The sequence below is a fragment of the Williamsia sp. CHRR-6 genome (genome assembly GCF_018474015.1).
Lineage (GTDB): Bacteria > Actinomycetota > Actinomycetes > Mycobacteriales > Mycobacteriaceae > Williamsia_A.
This window is the reverse complement of sequence record NZ_JAHCSG010000001.1, coordinates 847,055-871,478: the sequence shown is the minus strand read 5'-3', so window position 1 is coordinate 871,478 and position 24,424 is coordinate 847,055. Positions and strand designations below refer to the sequence as shown.

Here is a 24,424-nt window from a genome sequence, read left to right as displayed (position 1 = left end):
CCTGATGCTGGCTGTGGCACTGATGTCCATCTGCGGCGTCCCACGACTTTTCCGAGGCGGCCAGGTGGCTCTGGCCGGGCAGATGGTGCCACTCAGTGTACGCAAAGTGTTGTGTCCCAATAATGTTCACGCGGATTTGGATAATGTCCGGCAAACAAAGGCAAAACGGGCGAGAGGGTCAGCAGCCATCCTGTGCGAATGCCCGAACGAAACCCGCTGTCTGGTAGAGGTACATATAGCCCCAGTAGTACGGCGAGAGATGCGGGGAATAGTCGATCACCCGCAGATCGCCGGTGAAGCAGCGGCCGACGATGTATTCAGCGCGCGCGACGTGCGGGGTGAAGGTGACCACCATCGCCGATCGCCAGTGGTGGATGGCGGCCTGGGCGCGAAGGTAACGGGCCTCCCCGCGAGTGGTGGTGGGCGAGGGGGCAAAACAGACCACCCGCACCGAATACGTGCCGTCGCAAATGGAATTGGCGTAGGCGTCATCGGTGCCGTACGGGTTGGAGATGAGAACCGTAGGCGCGAGGCCTTTTTCGGCCAGTGAGATCGCGTAGCGCTCACGTCCGTCCTGGCGCCCACCGAGGACCATGATCACGTCGGAGCGGTGTGGTTTGTCGGCGGCCACCGGATAGACGTAGACGGGTAGGCCCGCCGCACCGATGAGGAGCACCACGAGCAGGCCCCAGAGCACCAGCCTCCTCGCGATTGCGATCACGAGGACTCACGATAGCGATCGTTTCTCGCCCGTGGTGGTCGGCCGCCGCACGTCACAGTGACCGACTGTGCGACCCCGGCCATGCCACGGGCAGTCGAGGAGTAGATTTCACGCCAGTACAGGAGGAGTGAAGGTTCGCACGGTGACCCATGACGAGTTGACGCAGACGCGACCTCACGATCGACGGCGGTCGCGGTCACGTGACATCGAATCGCGGGTCAGCAGTCCGCAGTCGTGGGTGTCTCGCTACATCCGCTCGGTCTGGGCTACCGACGTGGTGGTCATCGTGGCTGCAGTCCTGGGGGCTCAGTTCCTGCGTTACGGGCCGGTGTCCTTCGACGAGAGGTTGGGCCGCTCACACGTTCCGGTGTGGGTGGTCAGTCTCCTTCTGATCGCGGCGTGGGTGGCAGCTCTGCGTATCCGGCAGTGCACGGATCGTCGGATCATCGCCTCCGGTCCCACCGAATACGCGCGCATCGTGGCCGCATGTTTCGGGGTGTTCGGCACCCTGGCGATCGCCGACCTGCTGTTCGACCTGGGGATCGCCCGCATCTACATCGCCATCGCGCTGCCGGTGGGCACGGTGGGGCTGATCGCCTCGCACTGGCTGTGGCGCGGACACCTCAACCGTCGCCGTGGGCGCCGCCTCGATCTCGATCGGGTGGTGGTGGTCGGCGAGGTCCTTTCGGCGCTGCCGCTGATCGATCGGTTGCACAGCATGCCGGGGCTGGGTTACGAGGTGATCGGGGTGTGCGTGCCCGCAGACCATCCGGATCCGTTGAGCCCGTTGACCGTCGGCGATCGAGTCGTGGAGATACTCGGGCACTTCGGTGAAGTGCGCGAGGTGGTGTCGCGGGCCGGGGCAGGTGTGGTGGCCGTCGCCTCAGCCGAAGCGCTGGGGCATTCGGCGATGCGTGAACTGTCCTGGGAACTAGAGGGTCTCGACGTCGACATGCTGGTGGCGCCAGGTGTGGTGGACGTGGCGGGCCCCCGCATGCACATGCGTCCGGTCGCGGGTTTGCCGCTGCTGCACATCGACAAACCCACTTACAACGGGGCCAACAAGTTCGTCAAGGCGGCGGTCGACCGGGTGGGCGCGCTGGCACTGTTGATCGCGGTGTCGCCGCTGCTGTTGGTGTGTGCGGTGGCCATCAAACTCGACTCGCGTGGGCCGGTGTTCTACAAGTCTGAGCGCGTGGGTGTGAACAACATTGCCTTTGCCATGTGGAAGTTCCGGTCGATGGTGACCGGCGCCGACGCCATGCGGGCCGACCTCGCCGAGGTGAACGAGGGGGCCGGCGCGCTGTTCAAGATCCGCGACGACCCACGGGTCACCCGGGTGGGGCGCATCATCCGGCGCTACAGCATCGACGAGCTGCCGCAGTTGTTCAACGTGATCGGCGGGTCGATGAGTCTGGTGGGCCCGCGTCCGCCGCTGCCCTGCGAGGTGGAGACCTACGACGGTCCCATCGTGCGGCGGATGTTGGTGCGCCCCGGAATGACTGGTCTGTGGCAGGTGTCGGGGCGCTCGGACCTGTCGTGGGAGGAATCGGTGCGCCTGGACCTCACCTACGTGGAGAACTGGTCGATCATGTCCGATGCGATGATCCTGTGGCGCACCGCTCGCGCGGTGCTTGGTCGCCACGGTGCCTACTGAGACATATCGGGGCCGGCCCACGATTTCGACGGGCTCTACGCCGAGCTGGATCCGATGATCGCCCGACTGGCCACCTGGCTCACCTGACCCGTCGAGTGGGCGGAAACCGGCGTCGAGTGGGCGGAAACCGGCGTCGGGTGGGCGGTAATCGGTGTCGGGTGGGCGGTAATCGGTGTCGAGTGGGCGGAAGTCGACCCGCCGATCACCGTTTCCACCCCCTGCCCTCCAGCGCGCGGCGAATCCGGGCGGTCACCGCATGCGGATCCGAGGCCAGTTCGGCGCCGGTCACCCTGATGACGATCCATCCGAGCGCCTCGGCGGCACGGTCCAGCTGCTCGTCGTATGCGACTTGGTCGGTCGTCGAGTGGTAGTTGACGCCGTCGTACTCGACGGCCACCTTGTAGCGGCGGTACCCGAGATCGAGTCGGGCGAACACCCGCCCGGTGCGGTCGCGCAACTCGATCTGCAACTCGGGTCGGGGCAGTGAATCCTTGATCATCACGTATCGCAGCCAGCTCTCACCCGGAGACTCGGCCAGCGGATCGATCCACCTGATGAGCTCTCTGACCTGGCAGATCCCGCGTGATCGCGGATGATCTCGGATATAGACCCACAGCAGTTTGAGGTCCATTCCGGTCACTGCGGTCAGCTCGTCGAGGTGGGCCAGCGCCAGCCAGTCCGGGAAGCGTCGGCCCAGGTCATATGCAGTGCGGATCGGGTTGGTCACCGCCATGGACTGCGCGGTGGTGACATCCTCGGGGGCGAGCCCGTCGGTGCGCATGATTCGGACCGAATTACAGTTCCGCCCTTGGCCTTTGAGGTCGCGAAGGAGTTCGACATCGGTCTGCTCTACGTAATGCGTGCCGTGCAAGATGGCCGCGCTGGTCCCGGCCACCACTGCGCCCGGACCGGCCCGCATGACCGCGGCTCGTATGAGATCCACTGCCTCGAGGTGCGCAGTCGCGTCCGCGAATACGCCGCGATGGATCCGACGGAGGCCGTGGTTCGGCTCGATCAGCTCGCTCGACCGGAACAGGTGGGCGCTCGGTCCCCAGAACTCGTGTGGTGTGAAAGTCATACCAATGGGACGTCGGCGAGGCGTAGTTGGTTTCACTCGATTCGACGGCCTGTGGACAACTCGCGCCGCAAGCCCTCAGAGCTGCGGTTTTCCGCCCAGTCGACGGGATCTTCCGCCCGCTCGGCGATCTGGTCAGCCGGTGGGGCCGGCCGTGAGGCTGATGCCCGCGCCGCGCAGGCGTTCGATGAGTGCATCACCCATCGCGGCCGCTGGGGTCAGTACGCCGCCACCGGCAGGGAGCTTGTCGCGGTCGAGGGCTAAGGTCAGCGCACACTCGCCCAACATCACTGCGGTGGCCTGATAGCCCGGGTCGCCTTTGGCGCGCATCCGTGAGCTGAACCGTCGACCGGTGGTGGTCGTGGTGTAGACGTCGGTGGTGAAATGTCCTGTGGTGCGGGTCTTCTCGCTGGGACCGTCACCAGGCTTGGGTAGCACCTTGTCCAACAATCTGCGGGTCGGGCCGAACGCCATCGCGCCCAACATGATCGGTGTGAGTGCAGTTATCGCACCAGCGATCGCACCCGAGATCACTGGGTTGCGTCCGACGGCCATCACCTCGCCGTACCGGAAGTCCTTCCCGTACGCGCCGTGGAGCAATGCGTTGCTACGCCGCACGATTCGAGTGTTGTGCGACGACATGACAAACGGGGCGAGCACGCCCCTGATCGACGGATCGATCGTCGAACCGCGCACCAACTGCACATCGCTGGGCTGTTTCACGCCGCCCCCGACGCGATGCTCGCCGGGGCCGGTCGACAGCGACTGCGGATCGAGCAGGGTGCGTCGGACAGCGGGATCCTTTGCCTGCTGGGCGATCACGCGCATCGAGTCGATGGTGCCGCCCGACACCCCGCCCTTGAAGGAACTGACCACCAACGTGGTGTCGGTCAGCTCGCCGGCCTCGGCGTCGCTGACCGCGCGATGCAGCAGGTAGACGCCGATGTCGGAGGGGACCGAGTCGAATCCGCAGGAGTGAACGATCCGGGCGCCGTTGGCTGCGGCCTGATCGTGGTACTTGTCGATCGACATCCGCACGAACGGCACCTCACCGGTCAGGTCGACGTAATCGCTGCCCGCGTTGACCGTGGCGGCCAACACCAGCTCGCCGTATTTCAGGTAGGGGCCCACGGTGGTGCACACGACCCGCGTGCGGGCGGCCATCGCGTCCAGGGCTGCAGCAGAATCGGCGTCGGCGACGATCAACGGCCAGTCGTGTGCGGCCGCAGGCAGTGACGCTCGGGTACGCGCGAGTTTCGCTTCACTGCGTCCGGCCAGTGCGATGCGTGTGCCTGCAGGTGCGTGTTCGGCGAGGTAGGCGGCGGTGAGGACGCCGACGAAGCCGGTGGCACCGTAGATGACGACATCGAATTCGCGCGTATCGGTCATGGGCACCAACTGTAGATGGCTGGTGTGGTGTGGTCGACATCGCTGCGGAGCGGACTAAACCGGCGTCTAACCTGGAAGTATGAACCCGTCCACCGTGCAGGCCCGAGTGATCGTCGACGAGATGATTCGCGGCGGCGTGCGCGAGGCTGTGTTGTGCCCCGGATCGCGCAACGCGCCGTTGTCGTTCGCGCTCCACGCCGCCGACGTCGAGGGGCGCCTGCGGCTGCATGTGCGGATCGATGAACGGACCGCGGGATTTCTGGCGTTGGGGCTTGCGATGGCGTCGGGGCAACCGGTACCCATCGTGATGACCAGCGGTACCGCAGTGGCAAACGTGGGACCTGCGGTGTTCGAGGCCAACTACGCCCGGGTGCCGCTGATCGTGGTGAGCGCCAACCGTCCCTACGAGTTGCTCGGCTCCGGCGCCAACCAGACCATCGAGCAGAACGGGATCTTCGGCACCCAGGTACGCGCTGCCCTCAGTCTCGGTTTGGCCGAGCAGGATCTGGACACCAACTCGCAGTGGCGATCAGGTGTGGGTCGAGCGTTGGCCGCAGCCCGGGGCGCGCGCACAGGCAACGCCGGACCCGTTCAGTTCGACATCCCGTTGCGCGAACCGTTGGTACCGGAAAGTGGTGTGGGACCACGTGATTCGCTGGGCGATTACGAAGGCCGTCCCGGTGGGGCGCCGTGGACGACAGCTGCAGTGGGTCGCCTGGATGTTCCGTTGGAGATCGACCTGAGCGCTGACACCGTGGTGGTGTCTGGGCATGGGGCGGGTGTTCGTCCCGAACTCGCGGGCATCCCCACCGTGGCCGAGCCCACCGCACCGGCGCCGCACACGCCCCTACATCCGTTGGCGCTCAACGTTATCCGGCCGGCGCAAGCGATCATCTGCGGGCGGCCGACGCTGCACCGCGGTGTCTCACGGCTGCTCGCCGATCCAAAGGTCGCGGTGTACGCGTTGACCACCGGGCCGCGGTGGCCCGACGTCTCGGGCAACGTGTTGGCCACCGGCACGCGCGCTGAGGTGGTGGGTGCGGCACGTGAGGAGTGGCTCAAGGAGTGCGGTCAGGCCCATCAGCGGGCCCTGGGATCTGTGGACGCTGAACTCGACAAGCCAGGCCCGGCAACGGGTTTGCATGTGGCGCGGGTGGTGAGTGCGGCGCTACGGCCCGGAGAACAACTGCTGGTGGGTGCGTCCAACCCGATCCGCGACGTAGCCCTTGCGGGCCGCGTGTCACCGGAGGTGCGGGTGATGTCCAACCGTGGCGTTGCAGGAATCGACGGCACCGTCTCCAGCGCGATCGGTGCGGCCCTGGCCGCCGACGACACCCGCACGGTGGCGTTCATGGGTGATCTGACCTTCGTGCACGACGCGTCGGGCCTGTTGATCGGCCCGAACGAGCCTCGGCCGCGCTCGCTGACCATCGTGGTGGCCAATGACGACGGTGGGGGAATCTTCGGTCTGCTGGAGCAGGGAGAACGGCGCTTCCGCGGCCCCGAATACGACGGTGCCTTCGAGCGCGTCTTCGGCACCCCGCATCACACCGACATCGGCGCGCTGTGTTCTGGCTTCGGAGTGGTCCACCAGCGCGTCTCGCTGGCAGAGCTGCCTGCAGTGTTGGCCCGTGATTCGGATGGGATCCGAGTGGTGGAGGTCCCCACCGAACGCGACAGCTTGCGGGACCTACACGCCGCAATTGCCGCCGGGATCGTCTGACCACCGCCCAGTCGACACCGGTTTCCGCCCAGTCGACGCCGGTTTCCGCCCAGTCGACGCCGGTTTCCGCCCAGTCGACACCGGTTTCCGCCCAACCGACGCCGGTTTCTGCCCAACCGACGCCGGTTTTCCGCCCAACCGACGCCGGTTTTCCGCCCGACCGACGGGTGGGGGGATCGGTATCGTGACTCACATGCCACCGGTCATCCTGCGTCGCACCCAGCTGGGTCTGCTGACAGTGGGCGTGATCGTCACACTGCTGGTGCTGGTGATGGTCGCCGGGTGTTACCGCGACGATGCGTCCATCGAATCGCACAAGGCCACCGCAGTCGCCGAAGTGGTGGTGGCCGGCGCCACCAAGTCGACCGTGCGGTTCACCACCCCCGACGGAACCGTGCAGAGTCCGCGGCTGGGTGTCTTCTATCCATCGGAACTGACTGCTGGACAACGGATCACCGTGGAGTACGACTCCCGCAAACCCGATCTGGTGCGGGTGGCGGGCCGCGATGCGAGCCTGGCCTGGATCCCGGCGTTGTCGATCGCGGGATACACCTGGGTCATCGTCGCAACCGTGATGGTGTTGCTGGCGCAGTGGAGCCGTCGCCGCAGGTCACAGCACACCGAAACGGCGTCCACCCCGGCAGATGCGCTGGCCTGAGCAGACGTGGAACACCCACATGATCAGCGAACGAGCGCTGCACGAACATGGGGTGAACCGGCCGCGCGGACGTTCACCGGGCATTCCGGGGCGTGTCACGTCACCGAGTCTCGACGGTCAGCTGCGCGGCCGACACTGAGGCCCGTGCGAGTAGCGATAGTCACCGAGAGTTTCCTGCCGAACATGAACGGCGTCGTGAACTCTGTCCTGCGCGTTCTCGACCATCTCGAGCGCACAGGTCACGAGGCCATGGTGTTCGCCCCCGACACCCCGCGCGGTCAGCAACCGGCTCCGCGCGAGGTGAACGGTGTTGCCGTACAGACCATCCCGTCGATGATGGTGCCCAAGATCTCGTCGTTGCCGGTGGGGGTACCCACCCGTGCGATGTACCGGGCGATGGCCCAATTCGCCCCAGACGTGGTGCATCTGGCGTCGCCGTTCGTGGTGGGGGCGGCCGGTGCGCACGCGGCACGGCGGATCGGGGCGCCGTCGGTTGCGGTGTTCCAGACCGACGTCGCCGGATTCGCCGAGAGCTACGGCATCGGGTTGGGTGCTCGCGCGGCATGGTCGTGGACGCGGCGGCTGCATGCCTCCTGCGACCGCACGCTGGCCCCGTCGTCGGTGTCGGTGCAGGCGCTGGAGGATCACGGCGTGCCCAGGGTGCACCGGTGGGGACGAGGAGTGGACATCGAACGATTTCACCCCGACCGCCGCGACGACCAGTTGCGCCGCGCCTGGAGCCCGTCGGGAGCGCCCATCGTCGGGTTTGTGGGTCGGCTGGCCCCGGAGAAGCACGTCGAACGCCTCGCGGTGCTCTCTGGTCGCCGCGACCGGCAGCTGGTCATCGTCGGCGGCGGCCCCGAGCGGGAGCGGTTGCAAAAACTGATGCCTGACGCGGTGTTCACCGGCGAACTCGGTGGGCTGGAACTGGCGCGCGCCTACGCCAGCATGGACGTCTTCGTCCACACCGGCGAGCACGAGACCTTCTGCCAGGCCGTGCAGGAGGCCCAGGCCAGTGGCATCCCGGTGATCGGCCCAGATGCCGGCGGCCCCAAAGACCTCATCGCCCCCATGCGGACCGGTTACCTGCTGGATGTGCCCAGCTTCTCCGATCGGTTACCTGAGGCGGTCGACACCCTGGTCGGGCCGGTGGGTGCTGCGTTCGGCGCGGCGGGTCGACGTGGAGTGTTGGGCAAGACGTGGCCGGTGATCTGTGATCAACTGCTGGGCCATTACGCTGCGGTGCTCGATCCGGGACTGTCCGCCCAGCGGCGCACCGCCTGATCGACGCCCGCTTCACCGTCGCACCGGCTGTGGTCGGTGTCTCCTCGCTGCCGGCGACAGCGACCCGTACCGTTGAGACATGACTTCAGCTGTTTCCGGTGATCAGACCGGCCGGGCGGGACTGGACAAGCAGCCCACCGACGTGGCTCGGATGTTTGACGGGGTGGCACGCCGCTACGACATCACCAACACGGTGCTCTCGTTCGGGCAGGATCGCGGCTGGCGCAAGGCCACCCGGGAGGCGCTGGATCTGCACCCCGGTGATGTGGTGTTGGACTTGGCCGCCGGTACGGCCGTGTCGACCGAGGAGTTGGCGAAGTCGGGAGCACACTGTGTGGCCGCGGACTTCTCGTTGGGGATGTTGAAGGCGGGTCATCGTCGCGACGTCCCGAAGGTGACCGCTGATGCATTGTCGCTACCGTTCGGGGACGAGACCTTCGACGCGGCAACCATCTCGTTCGGTCTACGTAACGTGGCCGACGTGTCGGTGGCGCTGGCCGAGTTGCGTCGGGTGCTCAAACCCGGTGGGCGGCTGGTGGTCTGCGAGTTCTCCACGCCCACCTTCGGGCCCTTTCGCACGCTGTACATGGAGTACCTGATGAAGGCGCTGCCGTGGGTGGCCACGCGGGTGGCCAGCAACCCCGAGGCGTATGTCTATCTGGCCGAATCGATTCGGGCGTGGCCGGATCAGGAGGCGTTGGCACGCAAGATCGATGCGGCCGGCCTGCGCAACGTTCGGTGGCAGAACTTGACCGGCGGCATCGCGGCGCTGCATCACGCGGTCAAACCGAGAGCCTGACAAGGGGTCTGGCCCAGCAGGGGTGGGTCAGTGGAATGGTCGACGATGGTCGAACCGCTGCGAGGCCACCCCGGCGGTGTGCCAGGCGCGGGCGATCAAATCGTCGTCCTCCTCGGAGATGAGGTTGCCCATCACCCGAACCACCATCGACATCAGGGTGGTCGATCGGATACCCGGACGACCAAGCAGCGGAACCGCTTTCGGCACCGTCAGCAGGCCGGCCAGGCGGCGCGCCGCAGAGAATGCGGTGCCGTAGTGCTCGGCGAGCAGCGCGGGCCAGGCGTGGCTGTGGTCGCCGTCCTGCAGGCGTGCCGCGGCGAAACGACCGGTCTCCAACGCATAATCGATTCCCTCGCCGTTGAGCGGGTTGACGCAGGCGGCGCTGTCGCCCACCAACATCCAGTTGCCTCCGGCCACCCCCGACACCGCGCCGCCCATGGGCAACAGCGCCGATGCGATCTCCACCGGCGGCCCCGACAGTTGCCAGTCGGCCGTCTGTGCGCGGGCGTAGTGCTCGAGGGTGGGGCGTAACGCCATGTGCGCCGGACGTTTCCCGGTGGCCAATGCGCCCACGCCGATGTTGATCCTCCCGCTGGCAGCACCCAGCGGGAACACCCAGCCGTAGCCCGGCAGCAGGGTCCCGTGTGCGTCACGCAGCTCGAGGTCTGATCCCATCCACGAGTCGTCGGCGCGCCCGGACGACGCATACGCCCGCGCGGCCACCCCATATGCGGTGTCGCGGTGCCACTCTCGGCCCAGCATCCGCCCCAGCGGCGAGCGGACACCGTCGGCCACGATCAGTTGTCCGACCCGGATCGATGCCGTGCCGTCATCGGCGGCCACCTGCACCGAGCGGACGGTGTTGTCGGAGACATCCACCCCGACGGCTTTCACACCCTCGACCATCGACGCCCCGCGGTCGAGGGCCGCGATGCGGATCCGGTCGTCGAGCTCGGTGCGGGCCACCGCGCTGCCGTGGGCGGGGAAGCGTCCCGACGGCCACCGGATGTGTTGGGTGGCACCCCATCCGTGCATCTGCAACCCGACGATCTTCGGCCGATCGGCCAGGTAGGCATCCAGCCCGAGCAGCGACATCTCGGCCACCGCGCGTGGGGTGAGACCATCGCCACACGTCTTGTCGCGGGGAAACACCGCCGAGTCGAGCAAGACCACCTGATGCCCGGCGCGGGCAGCGTGAGCCGCTGTCGCCGCACCGCCTGGACCTGCACCGACGACCAGCACGTCGGCGTGGCGGGGGAGCTGCGCGATGGAGGTCACCCAGCCAGTATCACCGAAGCCAAGCCGGTGCGATTACCCTCGGGTCCAGGCAGACCGAACGGTTCTGTCCGCCGGCCGCGTCGGCCAAGAGATGGAGCGAGGGCGAGCCGTGAAGACCACGTTCATGGGCCTGGCGTTGGGATCGGACGAGTTCTCCGCCGACATCGGTGGGTCACTCGCCCAGGTTGAAGACCTGTTGCTGTCCGAGTTGTCCTCGGGCGAGGACTTCCTGACCGAGGCCGCCACCCATCTGCTGAAGGCGGGCGGCAAGCGGTTCCGCCCGCTTTTCGCCCTGCTGGCGGCGCAATTCGGTCCCCGACCGCACCACCAGGACGTGATCACCGCGGCCACCGTCGTCGAACTGATCCACCTGGCCACGCTCTATCACGACGACGTGATGGACGAAGCCTCGATGCGCCGCGGTGCGCCCAGTGCCAACGCCCGCTGGAACAACAGCGTTGCGATCTTGGCCGGCGACTTTTTGTTCGCCCGCGCCTCGCGCCTGGTGTCGACGTTGGGGCCGGAGTCGGTGCGCATCATCGCCGACACGTTCGCCGAGCTGGTCACCGGTCAGATGCGGGAGACCATCGGCCAGCAGCCGGGTACCGACCCGGTGGATCACTACTTGCGGGTGGTGTGGGAGAAGACCGGCTCCCTGATCGCTGCCGCCGGCCGTTTCGGTGGCATGACCTCACAGGCGGCGGCCGAGGACATCGAACGACTTTCCCGGCTGGGCGACGCCGTGGGGACCGCCTTCCAGGTGTCCGACGACATCATCGACATCGCCTCGGACTCAGGCGATTCCGGCAAGACACCAGGCACTGACCTGCGGGAGGGTGTGCACACCCTGCCGGTGCTCTACGCGTTGCGTGAGACCGGAGCCGACGCCGACCGGCTGCGTGAGCTGCTGTTGACCGGCGGTGGTGAGCGGCGCCCGTTGGTCACCGACGCCGAGGTCTCCGAGGCGCTGAAGTTGCTCAACGCCTCGGCCGGGATGGACCAGGCGCGTGCCACGCTGCAGGGCTTCGTGGACAAGGCCGACGCCGAGTTGACGCAGCTGCCCGACTCGCCGGCCAAGGACGCGTTCACCTCGCTGGTCCGCTATACCGTGGAACGCACCGGCTGACCCATCTCCACCTGCGATGACCTCGATTGTCGCGGCGCTGGGGCTGGGCGCCTGGGCGGGATTGGGCCTGGTCGTTCCGCTGGGCGCCATCGGTGTGATGGTGGTGAGCGAAGGGGTGCACCGGGGGGTGCGGCGTGGTGTGCCTGCCGCCGTCGCGGTTGCGAGCGTGGACATCGTCTACTGCACCCTGGCGGTGGTCGCCGGCGGACTCGTGGCGCCGGTGATCGATCAGCTCGGTCGATGGCCTGCGGTAATCGGCGGGCTGTCGCTGGTCGTCGTGGCCGTGGTCTCGATCGCCCGGTCGATGCGCATCAGCCCGGAAAGGGTTGCGCCCGTTGATCATCGGGGATATCGCCGGTTCGGGCTGTTCCTGGGTCTGACCGCGGTCAACCCCGCCACCTTCGTCTACTTTGCCGCCATCGCGCTGCCGCTCACCCGGTCGCTCGATGCGGTCGCGGGCGCGGCTTTCGTCGCAGGGGTGGCGGTCGTCTCGCTGACCTGGCAGATGGGTCTGATCGCCGTGGGTGCGTTGCTGGGGGCCAATGTGAGCTCGCGGATGCGCCAGGTGACAGTGCTGCTCGGCAGTGCAGTGGTACTGGTGTTCGGGACGATGGTGCTGGTCACGGCGGTGGGCTGAGGATGCTCGCTTCCGGTGCGGGCACGGCGCGGGTGGGTGGCAGGGCCTCGGAACACAGCCGGTCGTCGGTTCGTTCACCGTAGAGACCACCATCGTGAGGGTGACGAGCCGAGGAGTCGATTGCCATGCGCGGCCACGCGAACGGACTGAAAACGGTGTTGCTGCTGGCGTTCATGTCAGCCATCATCGTGGGCATCGGCGCGATCTTCCGCAGCCCGGTGATCCTCGGTCTTGCAGTGCTGTTCGCCGTCGGCATGAACGCCTACGTCTACTTCAACAGCGCGAAGATGGCGCTCAAGGCGATGCACGCCCAGCCGGTCACCGAGGTCCAGGCGCCAGCGATGTATCGGATCGTGCGCGAATTGGCCACCACCGCACGCCAACCCATGCCCGCCCTTTACATCAGCCCCACCGATGCGCCCAACGCGTTTGCCACCGGGCGGAATCCGAAGAACGCCGCGGTGTGCTGCACCCAGGGCATCCTGCAAATCCTGGACGAGCGTGAGTTGAGAGCCGTTCTGGGACATGAACTCTCACACGTCTACAACCGCGACATCCTCATCTCGTCGATCGCGGGGGCGATGGCCGCAGTGGTCAGTGGGCTGGCCAACCTGGCCTACTTCGCCGGCTTCTTCGGTGGTAACCGGGACGGCGGGCCGAGTCCCCTTGGGCTGCTGGCGGTCTCGCTGCTGGGCCCGATCGCGGCGACGGTGGTCAAGCTAGCGGTGTCGAGGTCGCGCGAGTATCAGGCCGACCAGTCGGGGGCCGAGTTGTCCGGCGACCCGCTGGCCCTGGCCAACGCGTTGCGCAAGATCTCCGGCGGGGTGGCGGTGGCTCCGCTGCCACCCACCACCCAGATCGCCAGCGCATCACACATGATGATCGCCAACCCGTTTCGGGCCGGCGAGAAGATAGGGCGCATCTTCTCCACCCACCCCCCGATGGAGGATCGGGTGGCGCGGCTGGAGGAGATGGCCCGCGGGGGCGGGTACTACCGCTGAGTCCGACCGCTAGCGGTAGTTGACGAACTGCAGTGCGACGTCGAAATCCTTGCTCTTGAGCAGGGCGATCACTTCCTGAAGGTCATCGCGCTTCTTGCTCGACACCCGTAGTTCGTCACCCTGGATCTGGGCCTTGACGCCCTTGGGTCCCTCGTCGCGGATGGCCTTGGTGATCTTCTTGGCCTTCTCGGTGTCGATACCCTGCACGATGGTTCCGGTGAGCTTGAACCCTTTGCCCGAGGCGACGGGCTCACCGGCGTCGAACGCCTTGAGGGAGATGTCGCGCTTGATCAACTTCTCCTTGAAGACGTCGAGCGCGGCTGTGGCCCGCTCGTCGGAACTGGAGGTGATCACGATCCCCTCCTCGCCCGACCACTCGATGGTGGTGTCGGTGCCGCGGAAGTCGTAGCGCTGCGTGAGCTCCTTGGCCGCCTGGTTGAGCGCGTTGTCGACCTCCTGCCGATCGACCTTGCTGACCACGTCGAACGATGAATCTGCCATGCGATCAGGGTAGCCAGCCTGGCGGCACCGGCCCACCATCGCCGCGCGGATGTCATCGCCGGTCGCATGGTTGCGTCGCTGTCGCGCGGTCGGGTCGCGTTCGTGCTGTTGGAGGCAGTTCGCTCGGTGTAGGCCCGTTCGCATGGGTCGGTCGTTTTCGCGCGACTTGTGTGCGTTCGCATGGGTCGGTCGTTTTCGCACGACTTGTCTGCGTTCGCACGCTGCACGTAGCGTGCGAACTTCGCTTCAGGGTGCGAACGCGACTTTGGGGTGCGAACGCGACTTCAGGGTGCGAACGCGACTTCGGCGTGCGAACCTGACCGCACCGTGCGAGTTGCCGGGAACCGTGCGATCCACAGATCCACGGAATCTGTCTGAGCGGTGGACAACTATGGGTTGTTACCCCCAGGTGGGGTAAGACCGGCTGGCGGATCGGTCATCGTCGAGAACATGTTGATCACCGACATCACTGCGCGGGAGACGGTACGGCCGGCCACCGCGCGCACTGCCGCGCAGCTCAGACACTTCGGTATGACCCGCGGCGAGGTCGAGCGGGCAGTGGCAGAGGGGGTCTTGACCAGGTTGGCGCCCGGCTACTTTCTGCCGTCTGCCGAGGTGGGGGAGTTCCCCGAGGACAGGCATCTGGCGCTGGGGCGCGGGGTGCTGGGTGCGACTGCGGCGCCGAGCGCATTGGCGCGGATCACGGCGGCGGCCGCCTGGGGCCTGCCGATCGTCGACGCCGACCTGTCCCGCGTGCATCTGGCCCGTGTCGCGGGGACCGTGTCGGGTTCGCGCGCGTCGTCGATCAGCGTGATGCACCGCAATGTCGCGGCGTCGGATGTCTGCTTCGTCGACGGCGTTCCCGTCACCACCCCGGCACGCACTCTGGTCGATCTCGCGCGCACCGCGTCGGTGCGGTGCGCAGTGACTGCGCTGGACGCCGCCCTGCATCGAAAGCTGTGCACCCGAACGGAATTGGCTCGACAGCTCGGGTCGATGACGCGGATGTGGGGTGCGTCGCGGGCGGCGGAAACCATCGAGCGGGCGGATCACCGAGCCGAGAGTCCGCTGGAGTCGTGGAGTCGCATCGTGTTCGCCGGGACGCGGCTGCCGCAGCCGGAGCCGCAACGTGAGTTCTTCGATCGGTGGGGCCGGCTGATGGCGCGGGTCGACTTCTTCTGGGAGGAGTTGGGCCTGGTGGGGGAGTGTGACGGGATGGGCAAGTACTTCGGCGCCTATACGCAACGGTCGGCTCAGGAGGTCGTCAACGACGAGAAGATCCGTACCCAGCAGTTGCTCGATCTGGGGCTGGGGATCGTGCGGTGGAACATTCGGGACCTGGAGCGCGGCCCGAGTGTGGTCATCGACCGGGTCGCGCACGCGCTGGCCGCCCGTCGGCACTGATCGGGCTGCCCTCGGTTCGCATGGCGAGCGGGATATCGCACGGTTGTGATCGTTTCGCACGGTGCATGCAGTGTGCGAACGGGCCTAGACCGTGCGAACGGGCCTAGATCGTGCGAACGGACACAGGCCGTGCGAAGCGGCCACAACCGTGCGAAACGGGGCTGGAGCAGGGGTTTTCGCAACCGCGGGGGCGTCGTTGTAACCTGTGTTGCGCGCAGACACACCGCCTCCGGCGGGGTCTGGGCACACGGCACGTTGCCCGAGCGGCCAATGGGAGCGGACTGTAAATCCGTCGCGAAAGCTACGTAGGTTCGAATCCTACACGTGCCACCTTCCACCTGCGGGATCACCGACGACGGTCGGTGAAACCGCCGGTGGACAGGGATTTCGGAGTTGCACACGCCGTTCCGGGGCCGCCGGTCGCAAGCGATTTGGCGGCACTCGGGGCGGCTGTGTAACCTCGACGAGGCTCTCCGGCAGCGTCAGCGCAGCCGAGGATCCCGCCCCCTTAGCTCAGTCGGTAGAGCGTTTCCATGGTAAGGAAAAGGTCAACGGTTCGATTCCGTTAGGGGGCTCGCTGGACTCCCGGGTCGTCACTGATCCGGGCGCCAAGGCGGTGTAGCTCAGTTGGTTAGAGCGAACGACTCATAATCGTTAGGTCGCCGGTTCGAGTCCGGCCATCGCTACAGCGAGAACGACGGCGTGAGTCGGCGAACGCCACCTGCGATCGAGTTCGCCGCCCGCAACGACCAGACCCACCCGAAAGGCAAGCCCGTGGCTTCCTCAACAGATGTGCGCCCCAAGATCACCCTGGCTTGCGAGGTGTGCAAACACCGCAACTACATCACCAAGAAGAACCGTCGCAACGATCCCGACCGCCTCGAGATCAAGAAGTTCTGCCCGAACTGCGGCACCCACCAGGCGCACAAAGAGTCGCGCTGACCTCGACAACGCCCATCGCCGCGCGGTGGGCGTTTTGGCGTGGGATCCTTGCCACTGCCAGCTGGTAGCGTTTGCCAATCGTAGAAGTCGTCCGGCCGGGACCACCTACATCCGTCCCAGACCGGAGAAGATGATGTCGTCACGACGCCGAGTCCGTTCGGATGGTTCACCCGAGCTCACCGCGACGACATGTCTGTAGTCGAAGGGTCGGGTTCTGTGACCAACGTCAGTGAGTCCTCTTACTCCTCGGTGGAAGATCGCCTGGCTGTGATGGCCACCGAGCAGAAGCTGACGCCGGAGGAGAACGCGGTACGCACCGCGCAGATGGTCGGCTACCACTACACCTGCGCGGACTACTACGAGGTGGGTCGCGAGAAGATCCGCGAGTACGCCCGCGCGGTGCAGGACGGTCACCCGTGCCATTGGAACGACTCGGCCGCGCAAGCCAACGGCCACGCCGGCATCATCGCGCCGCTGACGTTCGTCGGGATCTTCGGCATGCTCGCCCAGCGCCGCCTCTTCGACGAGATCCTGCAGGGCTACGACGTGTCGCAGGTATTGCAGGCCGATCAGCGGCTGGTGTTCCATCGTCCGTTGGCCGTCGGTGACCGCCTGGTCGTAGAGGTCTCGCTGGACTCGTTCCGTCGGGTGGCCGACGCCGACATGTTGGTGACCAAGAACCAGATCACCGATCAGCACGGCGATCCAGTGCTGACCACGTGGACGACCCTGGTGGGCAAGGCGGGCGAGGACCCGTCGGTCGAGATCATGGACATGGTTCGACACACCATGCTGGTCGAGGGCGCGTCGTTCGACCCCGGCCGCACCATCCCCGAGCACTCTGGCCGGTTCGAGACCCCCGACTCCGAGGTGCGTCCCGAACACTTCGGTGCCGTCAGCTTCGACAGCCTGACCGTGGGCCAGGAGTTGGCGCCGCGGACGGTCCGACTGACCCGCGGCAACCTGGTGAACTACGCGGGTGTGGCCGGCGACCCCAACCCGATCCACTTCAGCGAGGAGATCGCCAAGGCGGTGGGTCTGGAGAACGTGGTGGCCCACGGCATGCAGACGATGGGGATCGCGGCCGGCTACATCTCGGCGTTCGTCGGTGACCCGGGTGCGGTGTTCGAATACAACGTGCGCTTCACCAGCCCCGTCTACGTACCCGCCGACGGCTACGGCCGGTTCGAGCTCACCGGCAAGGTGCGGTCGCTGGATCCTCAGACGCGCACCGGACAGATCGCGCTGGTGGCCAAGCAGGACGGGCGCAAGATCTTCGGCCGCGCCTTGGCGCACGTCCAGTTCTCCTGACCCGCGCCGCCTTTTTCGATTCTTTCGTGACAGCCCAGCCGAGCTGCGGCTTTGTGCGCAGGGAATTCACGCCGACGGCCGATATCGGTGATTGGAGTTCGTCTGGCCGCGTGTCGTACACTGAACTGTCTGGGGTTACTCATACTGCGCGCTGCCCTGCAGGGTGGCGCGTTGGTTTTGTGGAACGCAGACGGGCATCGACTCGCCGATGAGAGCATGACGGCATCGACGACGACTGTCCGATGGATGGGCGTGATGCCCGACCAAGGGGCGTAGCTCAACTGGCAGAGCAGCGGTCTCCAAAACCGCAGGTTGCAGGTTCAAGTCCTGTCGCCCCTGCCCGTGGCCGGCGTAATCGCGTCGGTCGGCGGATCTCCTTCGCGGGCGGTCCGCCGCACACGATCACACGCAGCGTGACGAGAGGATGCAGGTGGAGAAGCGCGATAGAGCTGCTCGGGCCAAGGGAGCAGCCGGGGTCGACGCCACCGATGCCGGGGTCGATGACGATCGGGACGCCGACGCGTTGACCGACGACGTCGACGAGTCCACCCCGAGCGGCAAGCGTGCAGCACCGCGCGGTAAGCGGGCGGCCGCGCGAGCCGGTTCGGGAGTGGCGCTCAAGGAGCGCACCGCAGAGTCGACGGCGGACCAGAAGGATGCCTCACGCAACCCGTTCGCCCGGCTGTGGCTTTTCCTCGGGCAGGTCGTCTCGGAGCTGAAGAAGGTCATCTGGCCCACCCGCCAGGAGATGATCCGCTACACGATCATCGTGCTGATCTTCGTGATCGTGATGACCGCGTTCATCTCGGGGATCGACCTTGGCTTCGCCAAGGTGGTCCTCTGGATGTTCGGCTGATCGAGGCCGCGAACATCGGTCCCGGCCACCGGCCCGGACCAGCACGACAACGGTGCACCGCTTGGGTGTGACCGCAACGAAAGGGAGCGTGGGCTGCAGTGAGCACCCCCGAACACGAGAGCATCACCGACACCGACACTGATGTCGTCGAGCCGGGCACCGATGCTCTTGACGCGTCTGTCGGGGAGGTTGACGAGGCGTCGGATGCGGTTGCCACCGACGATTCCGCCACCGGTGAGTCCGCCGCCGACGACGACCACTCCGGAGCGCAGGACGCCGACGAGTCCGGCGCCGTCGAGCCCGACGCGCCCGCCGAGCCGGAGGGAGAGCTCGATCCGGTCGAGGCGTTGAAGAAGGAGCTGCGTCGCGCGCCGGGTGACTGGTACGTGATCCACAGCTACGCCGGGTACGAGAACAAGGTGAAGGCCAACCTCGAGACCCGCGTGCAGAACCTCGATGTCGGTGACTACATCTTCCAGGTCGAGGTCCCGACCGAAGAGGTCACCGAGATCAAGAACGGTCAGCCCAAGAAGGTCAACCGCAAGGTGCTGCCCGGATACATCCTGGTGCGCATGGAGCTCAACGACGAGTCGTGGGGCGCGGTGCGCAACACCCCGGGTGTCACCGGGTTCGTCGGTCTCACCTCGCGACCGTCGCCGTTGTCGATGAACGAGGTGCTCAAGTTCCTCGCGCCGCGGGTGGAGACCAAGAAGGTCGCCGCCGGGCGCGGTGGCAGCGTCGCCGAGGGAATCGAGGCCGCTGCGGCGTCGACGATCGAGGTCGATTTCCAGGTGGGCGAGTCGGTGACCGTCATGGACGGTCCGTTCGCCACGCTGCCTGCGTCGATCAGCGAGGTCAACGCCGAGCAGCGCAAGGTGAAGGTGTTGGTGTCGATCTTCGGTCGCGAGACCCCGGTCGAACTCGCCTTCTCCCAGGTCGAGAAGATCTGACGAGAGTTTTCCCAGACTTTCGCGTCTCCAGCGGGCGCGGAAACGTCTGAGCGCGACCTGGTGCGATCGGGTCGGGGTCGGACAGACACGAACAACAAAAGGTAACGAAGAAGATGCCCCCCAAGAAGAAGAAGCTCGCCGGGATCATCAAGCTCCAGATTCAGGCCGGCCAGGCCAACCCTGCGCCGCCGGTGGGTCCGGCGCTCGGTCAGCACGGCGTGAACATCATGGAGTTCTGCAAGGCCTACAACGCCGCGACCGAGTCGCAGCGCGGGACGGTCGTGCCGGTCGAGATCTCGGTGTACGAGGACCGCTCGTTTGATTTCAAGCTGAAGACCCCGCCCGCGGCCAAGCTGCTGCTCAAGGCGGCTGGTCTGCAGAAGGGCTCGGGCGAGCCGCACAGCAAGAAGGTCGGCAAGGTGACCATGGACCAGATCCGTGAGATCGCCAAGACCAAGCAGGAAGACCTCAACGCCAACGACATCGACCAGGCCGCGAAGATCATCGCCGGTACTGCTCGCTCGATGGGCATCACGGTCGACGGCTGATAGGGACCGACGGCTGACAACGACCAACGGCTGACAGGGACCGACGGCGCAGCCGTCGACAATCAAAAACCCCCGTGGGAGGGCCTGACTCGGCCCGCACACCACCGATCTGCGTGAGTTGCAGAGAAGGAAAGAGCACATGAGCAAGACCAGTAAGACCTATCGCGCCGCCGCCGAGAAGGTGGACCGCGACCGGCTGTATAGCCCGCTGGAGGCTGCGGCCCTGGCCAAAGCGACCGGATCGACCAAGTACGACGCGACCGTGGAGGTCGCAGTTCGTCTCGGCGTCGATCCGCGCAAGGCCGATCAGATGGTGCGCGGCACCGTCAACCTGCCGCACGGCACCGGCAAGACCGCGCGTGTGATCGTGTTCGCCGTGGGCGACAAGGCCGCCGAGGCCACCGCCGCTGGTGCCGACGAGGTGGGCGCCGAGGACCTGATCGAGAAGATCCAGGGCGGCTGGCTGGAGTTCGACGCCGCGATCGCGACGCCGGATCAGATGGCCAAGGTGGGACGTATCGCACGCGTCCTGGGCCCGCGCGGCCTGATGCCCAACCCGAAGACCGGCACCGTGACCCCCGATGTCACCAAGGCGGTCAACGAGATCAAGGGCGGCAAGATCAACTTCCGCGTGGACAAGGCCGCCAACCTGCACTTCGTGATCGGGAAGGCGTCGTTCTCGCCGGAGAAGCTGGCCGAGAACTACGGCGCCGCGCTCGACGAGATCCTGCGGTCCAAGCCGTCGGCGGCGAAGGGCCGGTACCTGAAGAAGGTCACCGTTTCCACCACCTCCGGTCCCGGTATCCCGGTCGATCCGTCGATCAACCGCAACTACGCGGAGCCGACCGAGAGCTGATCACACCCTGATGATCTTTGCCCGCAACCCCCGACCGCACCAACGGTCGGGGGTTGCGGTGTCTGGGCGGTCGCATCAGAGCAGGCGGGCCACCAGGGTGGCGGCCAGAGTCAGCATCAGCACCCCGATGGCGATGTCGAGGACGCGCCAGGCCGACGGACGTGTGAACACCGGACGTAGCAGGCGTGCGCCGTAGCCCAGGGCGGTGAACCAGATGGCACTGGCGCCCATCGCGCCGAGGGCGAACCACCAACGGCCTGCGCCAGATTCGTGGTTTGCCACCGACCCGACGAACACCACGGTGTCGAGATAGACGTGTGGGTTGAGCCAGGTGAGCGCCAGGCAGGTGCCGATGGCGCAGGCGCGGGTGACCGCGGTGGCACCGCCGATGGTCATCGCCCCGGGGTGTCGGGCGCGGCGTAGCGCGGTCAGGCCGTAGACGGCGAGGAAACCTGCTCCGAGGATGGTGACCACGGTGACCGCGGACGGGAAGCGGCTGACCACCACCCCGACACCGGCCACACCGGCAGCGATCAACACCGCATCGGAGACGATGCAGACGCTCACCACCGCGCCCACGTGCTGACCGGCGATGCCGCTGCGCAGCACGAAGGCATTCTGTGCGCCGATGGCCACGATCAGCGACAGGCCGACGCCGAGCCCGAGCAACGCAGATGTCACCGCGCCAACCTAACCGCCCCGCCTGCCTGGGAAGCGATGTCGCGACTCGATGGAACCGAATGCGCGTGTGCCTAGTCTCATGTGTATGCGAGACGACAAGTTGCTGACCCGGATCGCCGGGCTGTTGCGCCAAGCCGAGGGGACCGACAACGAGCACGAGGCGGCCACGTTCATGGCGGCCGCCCAACGCCTGGCCACGGCGGCGTCGATCGATCTAGCGGTGGCGCGGGCGCACGATCCGGTGGGCTCACGCAGCGTCCCGGTGGTGCGCCAGGTTGCGATCGGGACGGCCGGGAAACGCGGATTACGCACGTATGTGGCTCTTTTCGCGGCGATCGCGCACGCCAACGACGTGAAGGTGGACGTGGCGCACAACTCCACGTTCGTCATCGCTTACGGCTTTGCCGGCGACATCGACAGTGTGGAGGCGCTGTACAGCTCGCTGGTGGTGCAGATGGTGGCGGCCAGCGACGCGTACCTCAAGAGCGGTGCCTATCGCGAGGAGACCGCCCGCAAGGTGGTCACGCGGCAGTCGGGCTGGATGACTCGGCGAGTGGTCGAGACCACGCCACTCTCGCCCATCACCGCCCGGTTGAACTTTCAGTCCGCGTTCGCCGAGCGGATCGGGGTGCGGCTGTCGAACGCCCGGGACGAGGCGCGCGAGCAGGCGATGACCGCCGATGCCGGACATCGAGCGTCTTCGACCCAGATCGCGCTGCGCGACAAGGAGGTGGCCATCCTGGACCTGCATCGTTCGCAGTCGTCCGCGCGTGGGACGTGGCGTGGGTCGAGCGCGTCGGCGGGCTACTCGGAGGCGGCCCGACGGGCCGGAGACCGTGCGGGTCGCCGGGCACGTCTCGGGGAGAACCCCGGGCTCGACGGATCGCGAGGTGCGCTCGAGCGCTGAGGGGCCCGCTGGGCAGGGGTGGGGGTGGGACGGATGCGCTGGGTAGGGTCGCGGTCATGGGTCAGGACGGGCGCGATCACCAGCGAGCGGCGCTGTATGCGGCAGAGGCGTTGGTGCACAGCATGTTCGACGCGCCGACGTCGATGCTGCAGGTGGCCGGAACCACCATCACCCGCCCAGCCGAGGCGCGATTCGGATCGGTGCAGGCCGTGACCGACCACGTCGCGCGAGTGCTGCAGCGGCCCACGGTGCGCGAGGCGTTTCCCCGGGCCACGCGGCCGGTGGCGGTGCGGACGCGCCGAGGGCACCGCAGCGCCCACTACGAGCCGGGTCCGCCGGCGGTGATAGCGCTCCCGGAATCGTCAGCGGGACGGTGGGCGCTGCGCGAGCTGGTGGTGCTGCACGAGTTGGCGCACCACCTCGCCGAACCGGGCACACCCGCCCACGGCGGGCAGTTCGCGGCCACCCTGATCGATCTGGTGACCGATGTGATGGGGCCGGAGGCGGGGTTTGTGTTCCGGGTGGTCTTCGGTGATGCCGGGGTGAGGGTCGGGTGATCACCTGATGAACGGCTACCGGCGGCAGCCATTTGTTGCTATCTTGGCAACAAATACTCCAGATCCCCGAGGTGGATTGTCATGCAACAGGTTCCGGTCCGACCGTCCTCCAGCGTCGAACGTGCGCTGGCCATCCTGACTGTGCTCGGCTGTGGCACCGTGCAGGGCCTGGCCGCTACGGGGGTGGTGAGCTGGTGGGTGGCGGCGGTCGCGGCGGTGGCGGCGTTCGCGGCGTGGATCGCGGTGCACGTCAACGGTCTCGATCGTCCCCGGGTGGGTAACGGCTCGACAGCGTTGGCGGTCGCCTTCCTGGCTGTGTCGGTGGTCCTGGCCATCGGATGGCGTTCGGCCACCGTTGGTCTGGTGCCGGCCGTCATCGCCGGCGTCGTCTCGGTGGTGCCGCTGGCGATCTACTTCGGCTTCCGGCGCTGAGCGGTGGATGACCTCGATGCCGCGCTGCACTCGCCGCCACGACTCAAGATCATGTCGTACCTGTTCGCCGTCGCCCAGTCCGACTTCGCAGTCGTGGCCCAGACCGTCGGCCTGAGCGCACCGGAACTGTCCAAGCATCTCAAGGTGCTGCGCGAACGTGGTCTGGTGCGCTCCAGTGTGCGCAGCGGGCGCGGTGCGCCGGTGACGGTGTTCCTCACCAAGCAGGGTGAACGTGAGTTCCGCGCCTATCGAAAGGCTTTGTCGCAGATCGTTTTCCAGCATGACACGGGTGATGCGGGAGCGGGTGGACCTGCGACCGACGGCGGTGCTGGGTGAGCGCCGCCGCCGGTCACCGCCGATCAGCCCCAGAACTTGCACCAGATGGCGGCGGCGGACAGCCCGGCCGCCAGGCCCACGACGCCGCCCTTGACGGCCGAACTGCCAACGGTCTTGATGATCACCTTGGCCACTTCCGACCACAGTTTCTTCTCGATCAGCTCCTTGTAGGCGCCGGCGAACAGTCCGACCAGACCGCCGTAGCCGGCCTTCTCGAGCACGCACTTGAAGTACCCCGACAGCTTCGACTCACCCACCGTGGTCAATGCGGTGGTCTGCGCGGCGATCTCGTCGGCCACCTCGCGCCCGAGGGTGGCGGTGGTCTTGTCGTAGTCGTAGACGTATGCGCCATCGGCGTTGCGGGTCAACACCTTCTCGAAGAGCTCGGCCACGATGGGTGTCAGTTCCGCGATCTGGGCGTCCTCGTCCGCAGTGGTGGTGGCGTTGAGCGGGTCGCCGTCGGGTACGACCACGATCGGCGCCTCCGGCGCGGTCACACCGGGGGTCTGTGGTTCGGCCAGAGCGCTACCAGCCTGTCCGAAGCCGAAGGTCATCGTGAGAACGCAGGCCAACAGCAACGTGCTGAGCCGGGCGCTACGGCGGGGGAGTGATGTCGTCACCAGGTTTCCTTACCGATCATCGACACCCGAGGGTCGGGTGCGCACCCGGAAACGTAGTGCGATCCGAGGGTCTGCACACCGCGCGGTGCTCAGGGTTCACCAGATGGTAAAGACTTGGTAAGCAACAGATTCCGGCGTATCGGCCGAAACGGGCAGATCGCCCGCGACGCCCGCC

Annotated in this window: 26 protein-coding genes and 4 tRNA genes; 23 read left to right on the top strand and 7 right to left on the bottom strand. The window is 66.8% G+C overall.

The genetic code is table 11. The annotated features are described in order from the left end of the window. Positions 1-178: 178 nt before the first annotated feature. Complete coding sequence (locus KIK15_RS03920) at positions 179-721, bottom strand: YdcF family protein (protein ID WP_307851720.1); 543 nt, start codon at positions 719-721, stop codon at positions 179-181. Between the two features lie 142 nt (positions 722-863). On the opposite strand from KIK15_RS03920, the gene KIK15_RS03915 reads away from it, so the two are divergent. Next, positions 864-2,378, top strand: coding sequence for a sugar transferase (locus KIK15_RS03915; RefSeq protein WP_374222807.1), 1,515 nt, complete (start codon positions 864-866; stop codon positions 2,376-2,378). A gap of 202 nt (positions 2,379-2,580) precedes the next feature. On the opposite strand, the gene KIK15_RS03910 is transcribed toward KIK15_RS03915, so the two are convergent. Both KIK15_RS03910 and KIK15_RS03905 read right to left on the bottom strand, forming a co-directional pair. Continuing rightward, positions 2,581-3,456 carry a DUF559 domain-containing protein gene (locus KIK15_RS03910; RefSeq protein WP_214242795.1) on the bottom strand — a complete coding sequence of 292 codons (876 nt, stop codon included), beginning with the start codon at positions 3,454-3,456 and terminating at the stop codon, positions 2,581-2,583. A gap of 132 nt (positions 3,457-3,588) precedes the next feature. Then, positions 3,589-4,842, bottom strand: coding sequence for a trans-acting enoyl reductase family protein (locus tag KIK15_RS03905; protein WP_214242794.1), 1,254 nt, complete (start codon positions 4,840-4,842; stop codon positions 3,589-3,591). A gap of 79 nt (positions 4,843-4,921) precedes the next feature. On the opposite strand from KIK15_RS03905, the gene menD reads away from it, so the two are divergent. From menD to KIK15_RS03885, 4 genes are all read left to right on the top strand, one after another. Further along, positions 4,922-6,565, top strand: a complete 1,644-nt coding sequence (gene menD, locus KIK15_RS03900; RefSeq protein WP_214242793.1) for a 2-succinyl-5-enolpyruvyl-6-hydroxy-3-cyclohexene-1-carboxylic-acid synthase — start codon at positions 4,922-4,924, stop codon at positions 6,563-6,565. A gap of 193 nt (positions 6,566-6,758) precedes the next feature. Further along, on the top strand, positions 6,759-7,223 hold the full coding sequence (locus tag KIK15_RS03895; protein ID WP_214242792.1) for a DUF3592 domain-containing protein: 465 nt from the start codon (positions 6,759-6,761) through the stop codon (positions 7,221-7,223). A 144-nt stretch (positions 7,224-7,367) separates the two neighbouring features. Continuing rightward, positions 7,368-8,507, top strand: coding sequence for a glycosyltransferase family 1 protein (locus KIK15_RS03890; protein ID WP_214242791.1), 1,140 nt, complete (start codon positions 7,368-7,370; stop codon positions 8,505-8,507). Positions 8,508-8,586: 79 nt separating this feature from the next. Then, positions 8,587-9,306 carry a demethylmenaquinone methyltransferase gene (locus KIK15_RS03885; RefSeq protein ID WP_214242790.1) on the top strand — a complete coding sequence of 240 codons (720 nt, stop codon included), beginning with the start codon at positions 8,587-8,589 and terminating at the stop codon, positions 9,304-9,306. 27 nt (positions 9,307-9,333) lie between these two features. Here the strand turns inward: KIK15_RS03885 and KIK15_RS03880 are convergent, their stop codons facing one another. Then, positions 9,334-10,584: a geranylgeranyl reductase family protein gene (locus tag KIK15_RS03880; RefSeq protein ID WP_214242789.1), complete on the bottom strand. Its 1,251-nt coding sequence runs from the start codon at positions 10,582-10,584 to the stop codon at positions 9,334-9,336. A gap of 109 nt (positions 10,585-10,693) precedes the next feature. Here KIK15_RS03880 and KIK15_RS03875 point away from each other — a divergent pair, with 109 nt between their 5' ends. From KIK15_RS03875 to htpX, 3 genes are all read left to right on the top strand, one after another. Next, the gene (locus tag KIK15_RS03875; RefSeq protein WP_307851719.1) at positions 10,694-11,710 is read left to right on the top strand and encodes a polyprenyl synthetase family protein; all 1,017 of its coding nucleotides are present in this window, start codon (positions 10,694-10,696) and stop codon (positions 11,708-11,710) included. Between the two features lie 16 nt (positions 11,711-11,726). Further along, a complete protein-coding gene (locus tag KIK15_RS03870) occupies positions 11,727-12,347 on the top strand; it encodes a LysE family transporter (protein WP_214242787.1) in 621 nt (206 codons plus the stop codon). Positions 12,348-12,472: 125 nt separating this feature from the next. Then, the gene (gene htpX / locus KIK15_RS03865) at positions 12,473-13,348 is read left to right on the top strand and encodes a zinc metalloprotease HtpX (RefSeq protein ID WP_214242786.1); all 876 of its coding nucleotides are present in this window, start codon (positions 12,473-12,475) and stop codon (positions 13,346-13,348) included. Positions 13,349-13,357: 9 nt separating this feature from the next. Here the strand turns inward: htpX and KIK15_RS03860 are convergent, their stop codons facing one another. Continuing rightward, positions 13,358-13,849: a YajQ family cyclic di-GMP-binding protein gene (locus tag KIK15_RS03860; RefSeq protein ID WP_214242785.1), complete on the bottom strand. Its 492-nt coding sequence runs from the start codon at positions 13,847-13,849 to the stop codon at positions 13,358-13,360. Between the two features lie 450 nt (positions 13,850-14,299). Between KIK15_RS03860 and KIK15_RS03855 the strand changes: the two genes are divergently transcribed. The 11 genes from KIK15_RS03855 to rplA all read left to right on the top strand — a co-directional run bounded on the left by KIK15_RS03855 (position 14,300) and on the right by rplA (position 20,716). Continuing rightward, positions 14,300-15,253, top strand: a complete 954-nt coding sequence (locus KIK15_RS03855) for a type IV toxin-antitoxin system AbiEi family antitoxin (RefSeq protein ID WP_214242784.1) — start codon at positions 14,300-14,302, stop codon at positions 15,251-15,253. A 249-nt stretch (positions 15,254-15,502) separates the two neighbouring features. Next, positions 15,503-15,583: transfer RNA gene (locus KIK15_RS03850), tRNA-Tyr, on the top strand. Between the two features lie 172 nt (positions 15,584-15,755). Further along, positions 15,756-15,828 (top strand) — tRNA-Thr (locus KIK15_RS03845). A gap of 37 nt (positions 15,829-15,865) precedes the next feature. Beyond that, positions 15,866-15,939 (top strand) — tRNA-Met (locus KIK15_RS03840). Positions 15,940-16,027: 88 nt separating this feature from the next. Then, positions 16,028-16,195, top strand: a complete 168-nt coding sequence (gene rpmG / locus KIK15_RS03835) for a 50S ribosomal protein L33 (protein WP_005188102.1) — start codon at positions 16,028-16,030, stop codon at positions 16,193-16,195. A 189-nt stretch (positions 16,196-16,384) separates the two neighbouring features. Continuing rightward, positions 16,385-17,506 (top strand): fused (3R)-hydroxyacyl-ACP dehydratase subunits HadA/HadB, encoded by a 1,122-nt coding sequence (locus KIK15_RS03830; RefSeq protein WP_214242783.1) that lies wholly within the window; start codon positions 16,385-16,387, stop codon positions 17,504-17,506. A 266-nt stretch (positions 17,507-17,772) separates the two neighbouring features. Next, positions 17,773-17,845, top strand: a tRNA-Trp gene (locus KIK15_RS03825). 91 nt (positions 17,846-17,936) lie between these two features. Beyond that, positions 17,937-18,362, top strand: a complete 426-nt coding sequence (gene secE, locus KIK15_RS03820) for a preprotein translocase subunit SecE (protein WP_214242782.1) — start codon at positions 17,937-17,939, stop codon at positions 18,360-18,362. Between the two features lie 98 nt (positions 18,363-18,460). Then, positions 18,461-19,312 (top strand): transcription termination/antitermination protein NusG, encoded by an 852-nt coding sequence (gene nusG, locus KIK15_RS03815; RefSeq protein WP_214242781.1) that lies wholly within the window; start codon positions 18,461-18,463, stop codon positions 19,310-19,312. Between the two features lie 113 nt (positions 19,313-19,425). After that, the gene (rplK, locus tag KIK15_RS03810) at positions 19,426-19,860 is read left to right on the top strand and encodes a 50S ribosomal protein L11 (RefSeq protein ID WP_214242780.1); all 435 of its coding nucleotides are present in this window, start codon (positions 19,426-19,428) and stop codon (positions 19,858-19,860) included. Between the two features lie 139 nt (positions 19,861-19,999). Beyond that, positions 20,000-20,716, top strand: a complete 717-nt coding sequence (gene rplA, locus KIK15_RS03805; RefSeq protein ID WP_214242779.1) for a 50S ribosomal protein L1 — start codon at positions 20,000-20,002, stop codon at positions 20,714-20,716. A 75-nt stretch (positions 20,717-20,791) separates the two neighbouring features. On the opposite strand, the gene KIK15_RS03800 is transcribed toward rplA, so the two are convergent. Further along, the gene (locus tag KIK15_RS03800) at positions 20,792-21,397 is read right to left on the bottom strand and encodes a LysE/ArgO family amino acid transporter (RefSeq protein WP_214242778.1); all 606 of its coding nucleotides are present in this window, start codon (positions 21,395-21,397) and stop codon (positions 20,792-20,794) included. 85 nt (positions 21,398-21,482) lie between these two features. Between KIK15_RS03800 and KIK15_RS03795 the strand changes: the two genes are divergently transcribed. The 4 genes from KIK15_RS03795 to KIK15_RS03780 all read left to right on the top strand — a co-directional run bounded on the left by KIK15_RS03795 (position 21,483) and on the right by KIK15_RS03780 (position 23,629). Next, a complete protein-coding gene (locus tag KIK15_RS03795) occupies positions 21,483-22,304 on the top strand; it encodes a DUF2786 domain-containing protein (RefSeq protein ID WP_214242777.1) in 822 nt (273 codons plus the stop codon). A 56-nt stretch (positions 22,305-22,360) separates the two neighbouring features. Then, a complete protein-coding gene (locus KIK15_RS03790) occupies positions 22,361-22,861 on the top strand; it encodes a TIGR04338 family metallohydrolase (RefSeq protein ID WP_214242776.1) in 501 nt (166 codons plus the stop codon). Between the two features lie 81 nt (positions 22,862-22,942). Then, positions 22,943-23,293 carry a hypothetical protein gene (locus tag KIK15_RS03785; protein WP_214242775.1) on the top strand — a complete coding sequence of 117 codons (351 nt, stop codon included), beginning with the start codon at positions 22,943-22,945 and terminating at the stop codon, positions 23,291-23,293. A gap of 3 nt (positions 23,294-23,296) precedes the next feature. Then, the gene (locus KIK15_RS03780) at positions 23,297-23,629 is read left to right on the top strand and encodes a transcriptional regulator (protein ID WP_214242774.1); all 333 of its coding nucleotides are present in this window, start codon (positions 23,297-23,299) and stop codon (positions 23,627-23,629) included. Between the two features lie 23 nt (positions 23,630-23,652). On the opposite strand, the gene KIK15_RS03775 is transcribed toward KIK15_RS03780, so the two are convergent. Continuing rightward, positions 23,653-24,249, bottom strand: a complete 597-nt coding sequence (locus tag KIK15_RS03775) for a hypothetical protein (protein WP_214242773.1) — start codon at positions 24,247-24,249, stop codon at positions 23,653-23,655. Positions 24,250-24,424: the final 175 nt, after the last annotated feature.

Excerpts from the sequence above, each read along its gene's own strand:
- KIK15_RS03910 (WP_214242795.1), bottom strand. The coding sequence starts at position 3,456 with ATGACTTTCACACCACACGAGTTCTGGGGACCGAGCGCCCACCTGTTC.
- KIK15_RS03905 (WP_214242794.1), bottom strand. The coding sequence starts at position 4,842 with ATGACCGATACGCGCGAATTCGATGTCGTCATCTACGGTGCCACCGGC.
- menD (WP_214242793.1), top strand. The coding sequence starts at position 4,922 with ATGAACCCGTCCACCGTGCAGGCCCGAGTGATCGTCGACGAGATGATT.
- KIK15_RS03895 (WP_214242792.1), top strand. The coding sequence starts at position 6,759 with ATGCCACCGGTCATCCTGCGTCGCACCCAGCTGGGTCTGCTGACAGTG.
- KIK15_RS03885 (WP_214242790.1), top strand. The coding sequence starts at position 8,587 with ATGACTTCAGCTGTTTCCGGTGATCAGACCGGCCGGGCGGGACTGGAC.
- KIK15_RS03870 (WP_214242787.1), top strand. The coding sequence starts at position 11,727 with ATGACCTCGATTGTCGCGGCGCTGGGGCTGGGCGCCTGGGCGGGATTG.
- htpX (WP_214242786.1), top strand. The coding sequence starts at position 12,473 with ATGCGCGGCCACGCGAACGGACTGAAAACGGTGTTGCTGCTGGCGTTC.
- KIK15_RS03860 (WP_214242785.1), bottom strand. The coding sequence starts at position 13,849 with ATGGCAGATTCATCGTTCGACGTGGTCAGCAAGGTCGATCGGCAGGAG.
- KIK15_RS03855 (WP_214242784.1), top strand. The coding sequence starts at position 14,300 with ATGTTGATCACCGACATCACTGCGCGGGAGACGGTACGGCCGGCCACC.
- KIK15_RS03830 (WP_214242783.1), top strand. The coding sequence starts at position 16,385 with ATGTCTGTAGTCGAAGGGTCGGGTTCTGTGACCAACGTCAGTGAGTCC.
- rplK (WP_214242780.1), top strand. The coding sequence starts at position 19,426 with ATGCCCCCCAAGAAGAAGAAGCTCGCCGGGATCATCAAGCTCCAGATT.
- rplA (WP_214242779.1), top strand. The coding sequence starts at position 20,000 with ATGAGCAAGACCAGTAAGACCTATCGCGCCGCCGCCGAGAAGGTGGAC.
- KIK15_RS03795 (WP_214242777.1), top strand. The coding sequence starts at position 21,483 with ATGCGAGACGACAAGTTGCTGACCCGGATCGCCGGGCTGTTGCGCCAA.
- KIK15_RS03790 (WP_214242776.1), top strand. The coding sequence starts at position 22,361 with ATGGGTCAGGACGGGCGCGATCACCAGCGAGCGGCGCTGTATGCGGCA.
- KIK15_RS03785 (WP_214242775.1), top strand. The coding sequence starts at position 22,943 with ATGCAACAGGTTCCGGTCCGACCGTCCTCCAGCGTCGAACGTGCGCTG.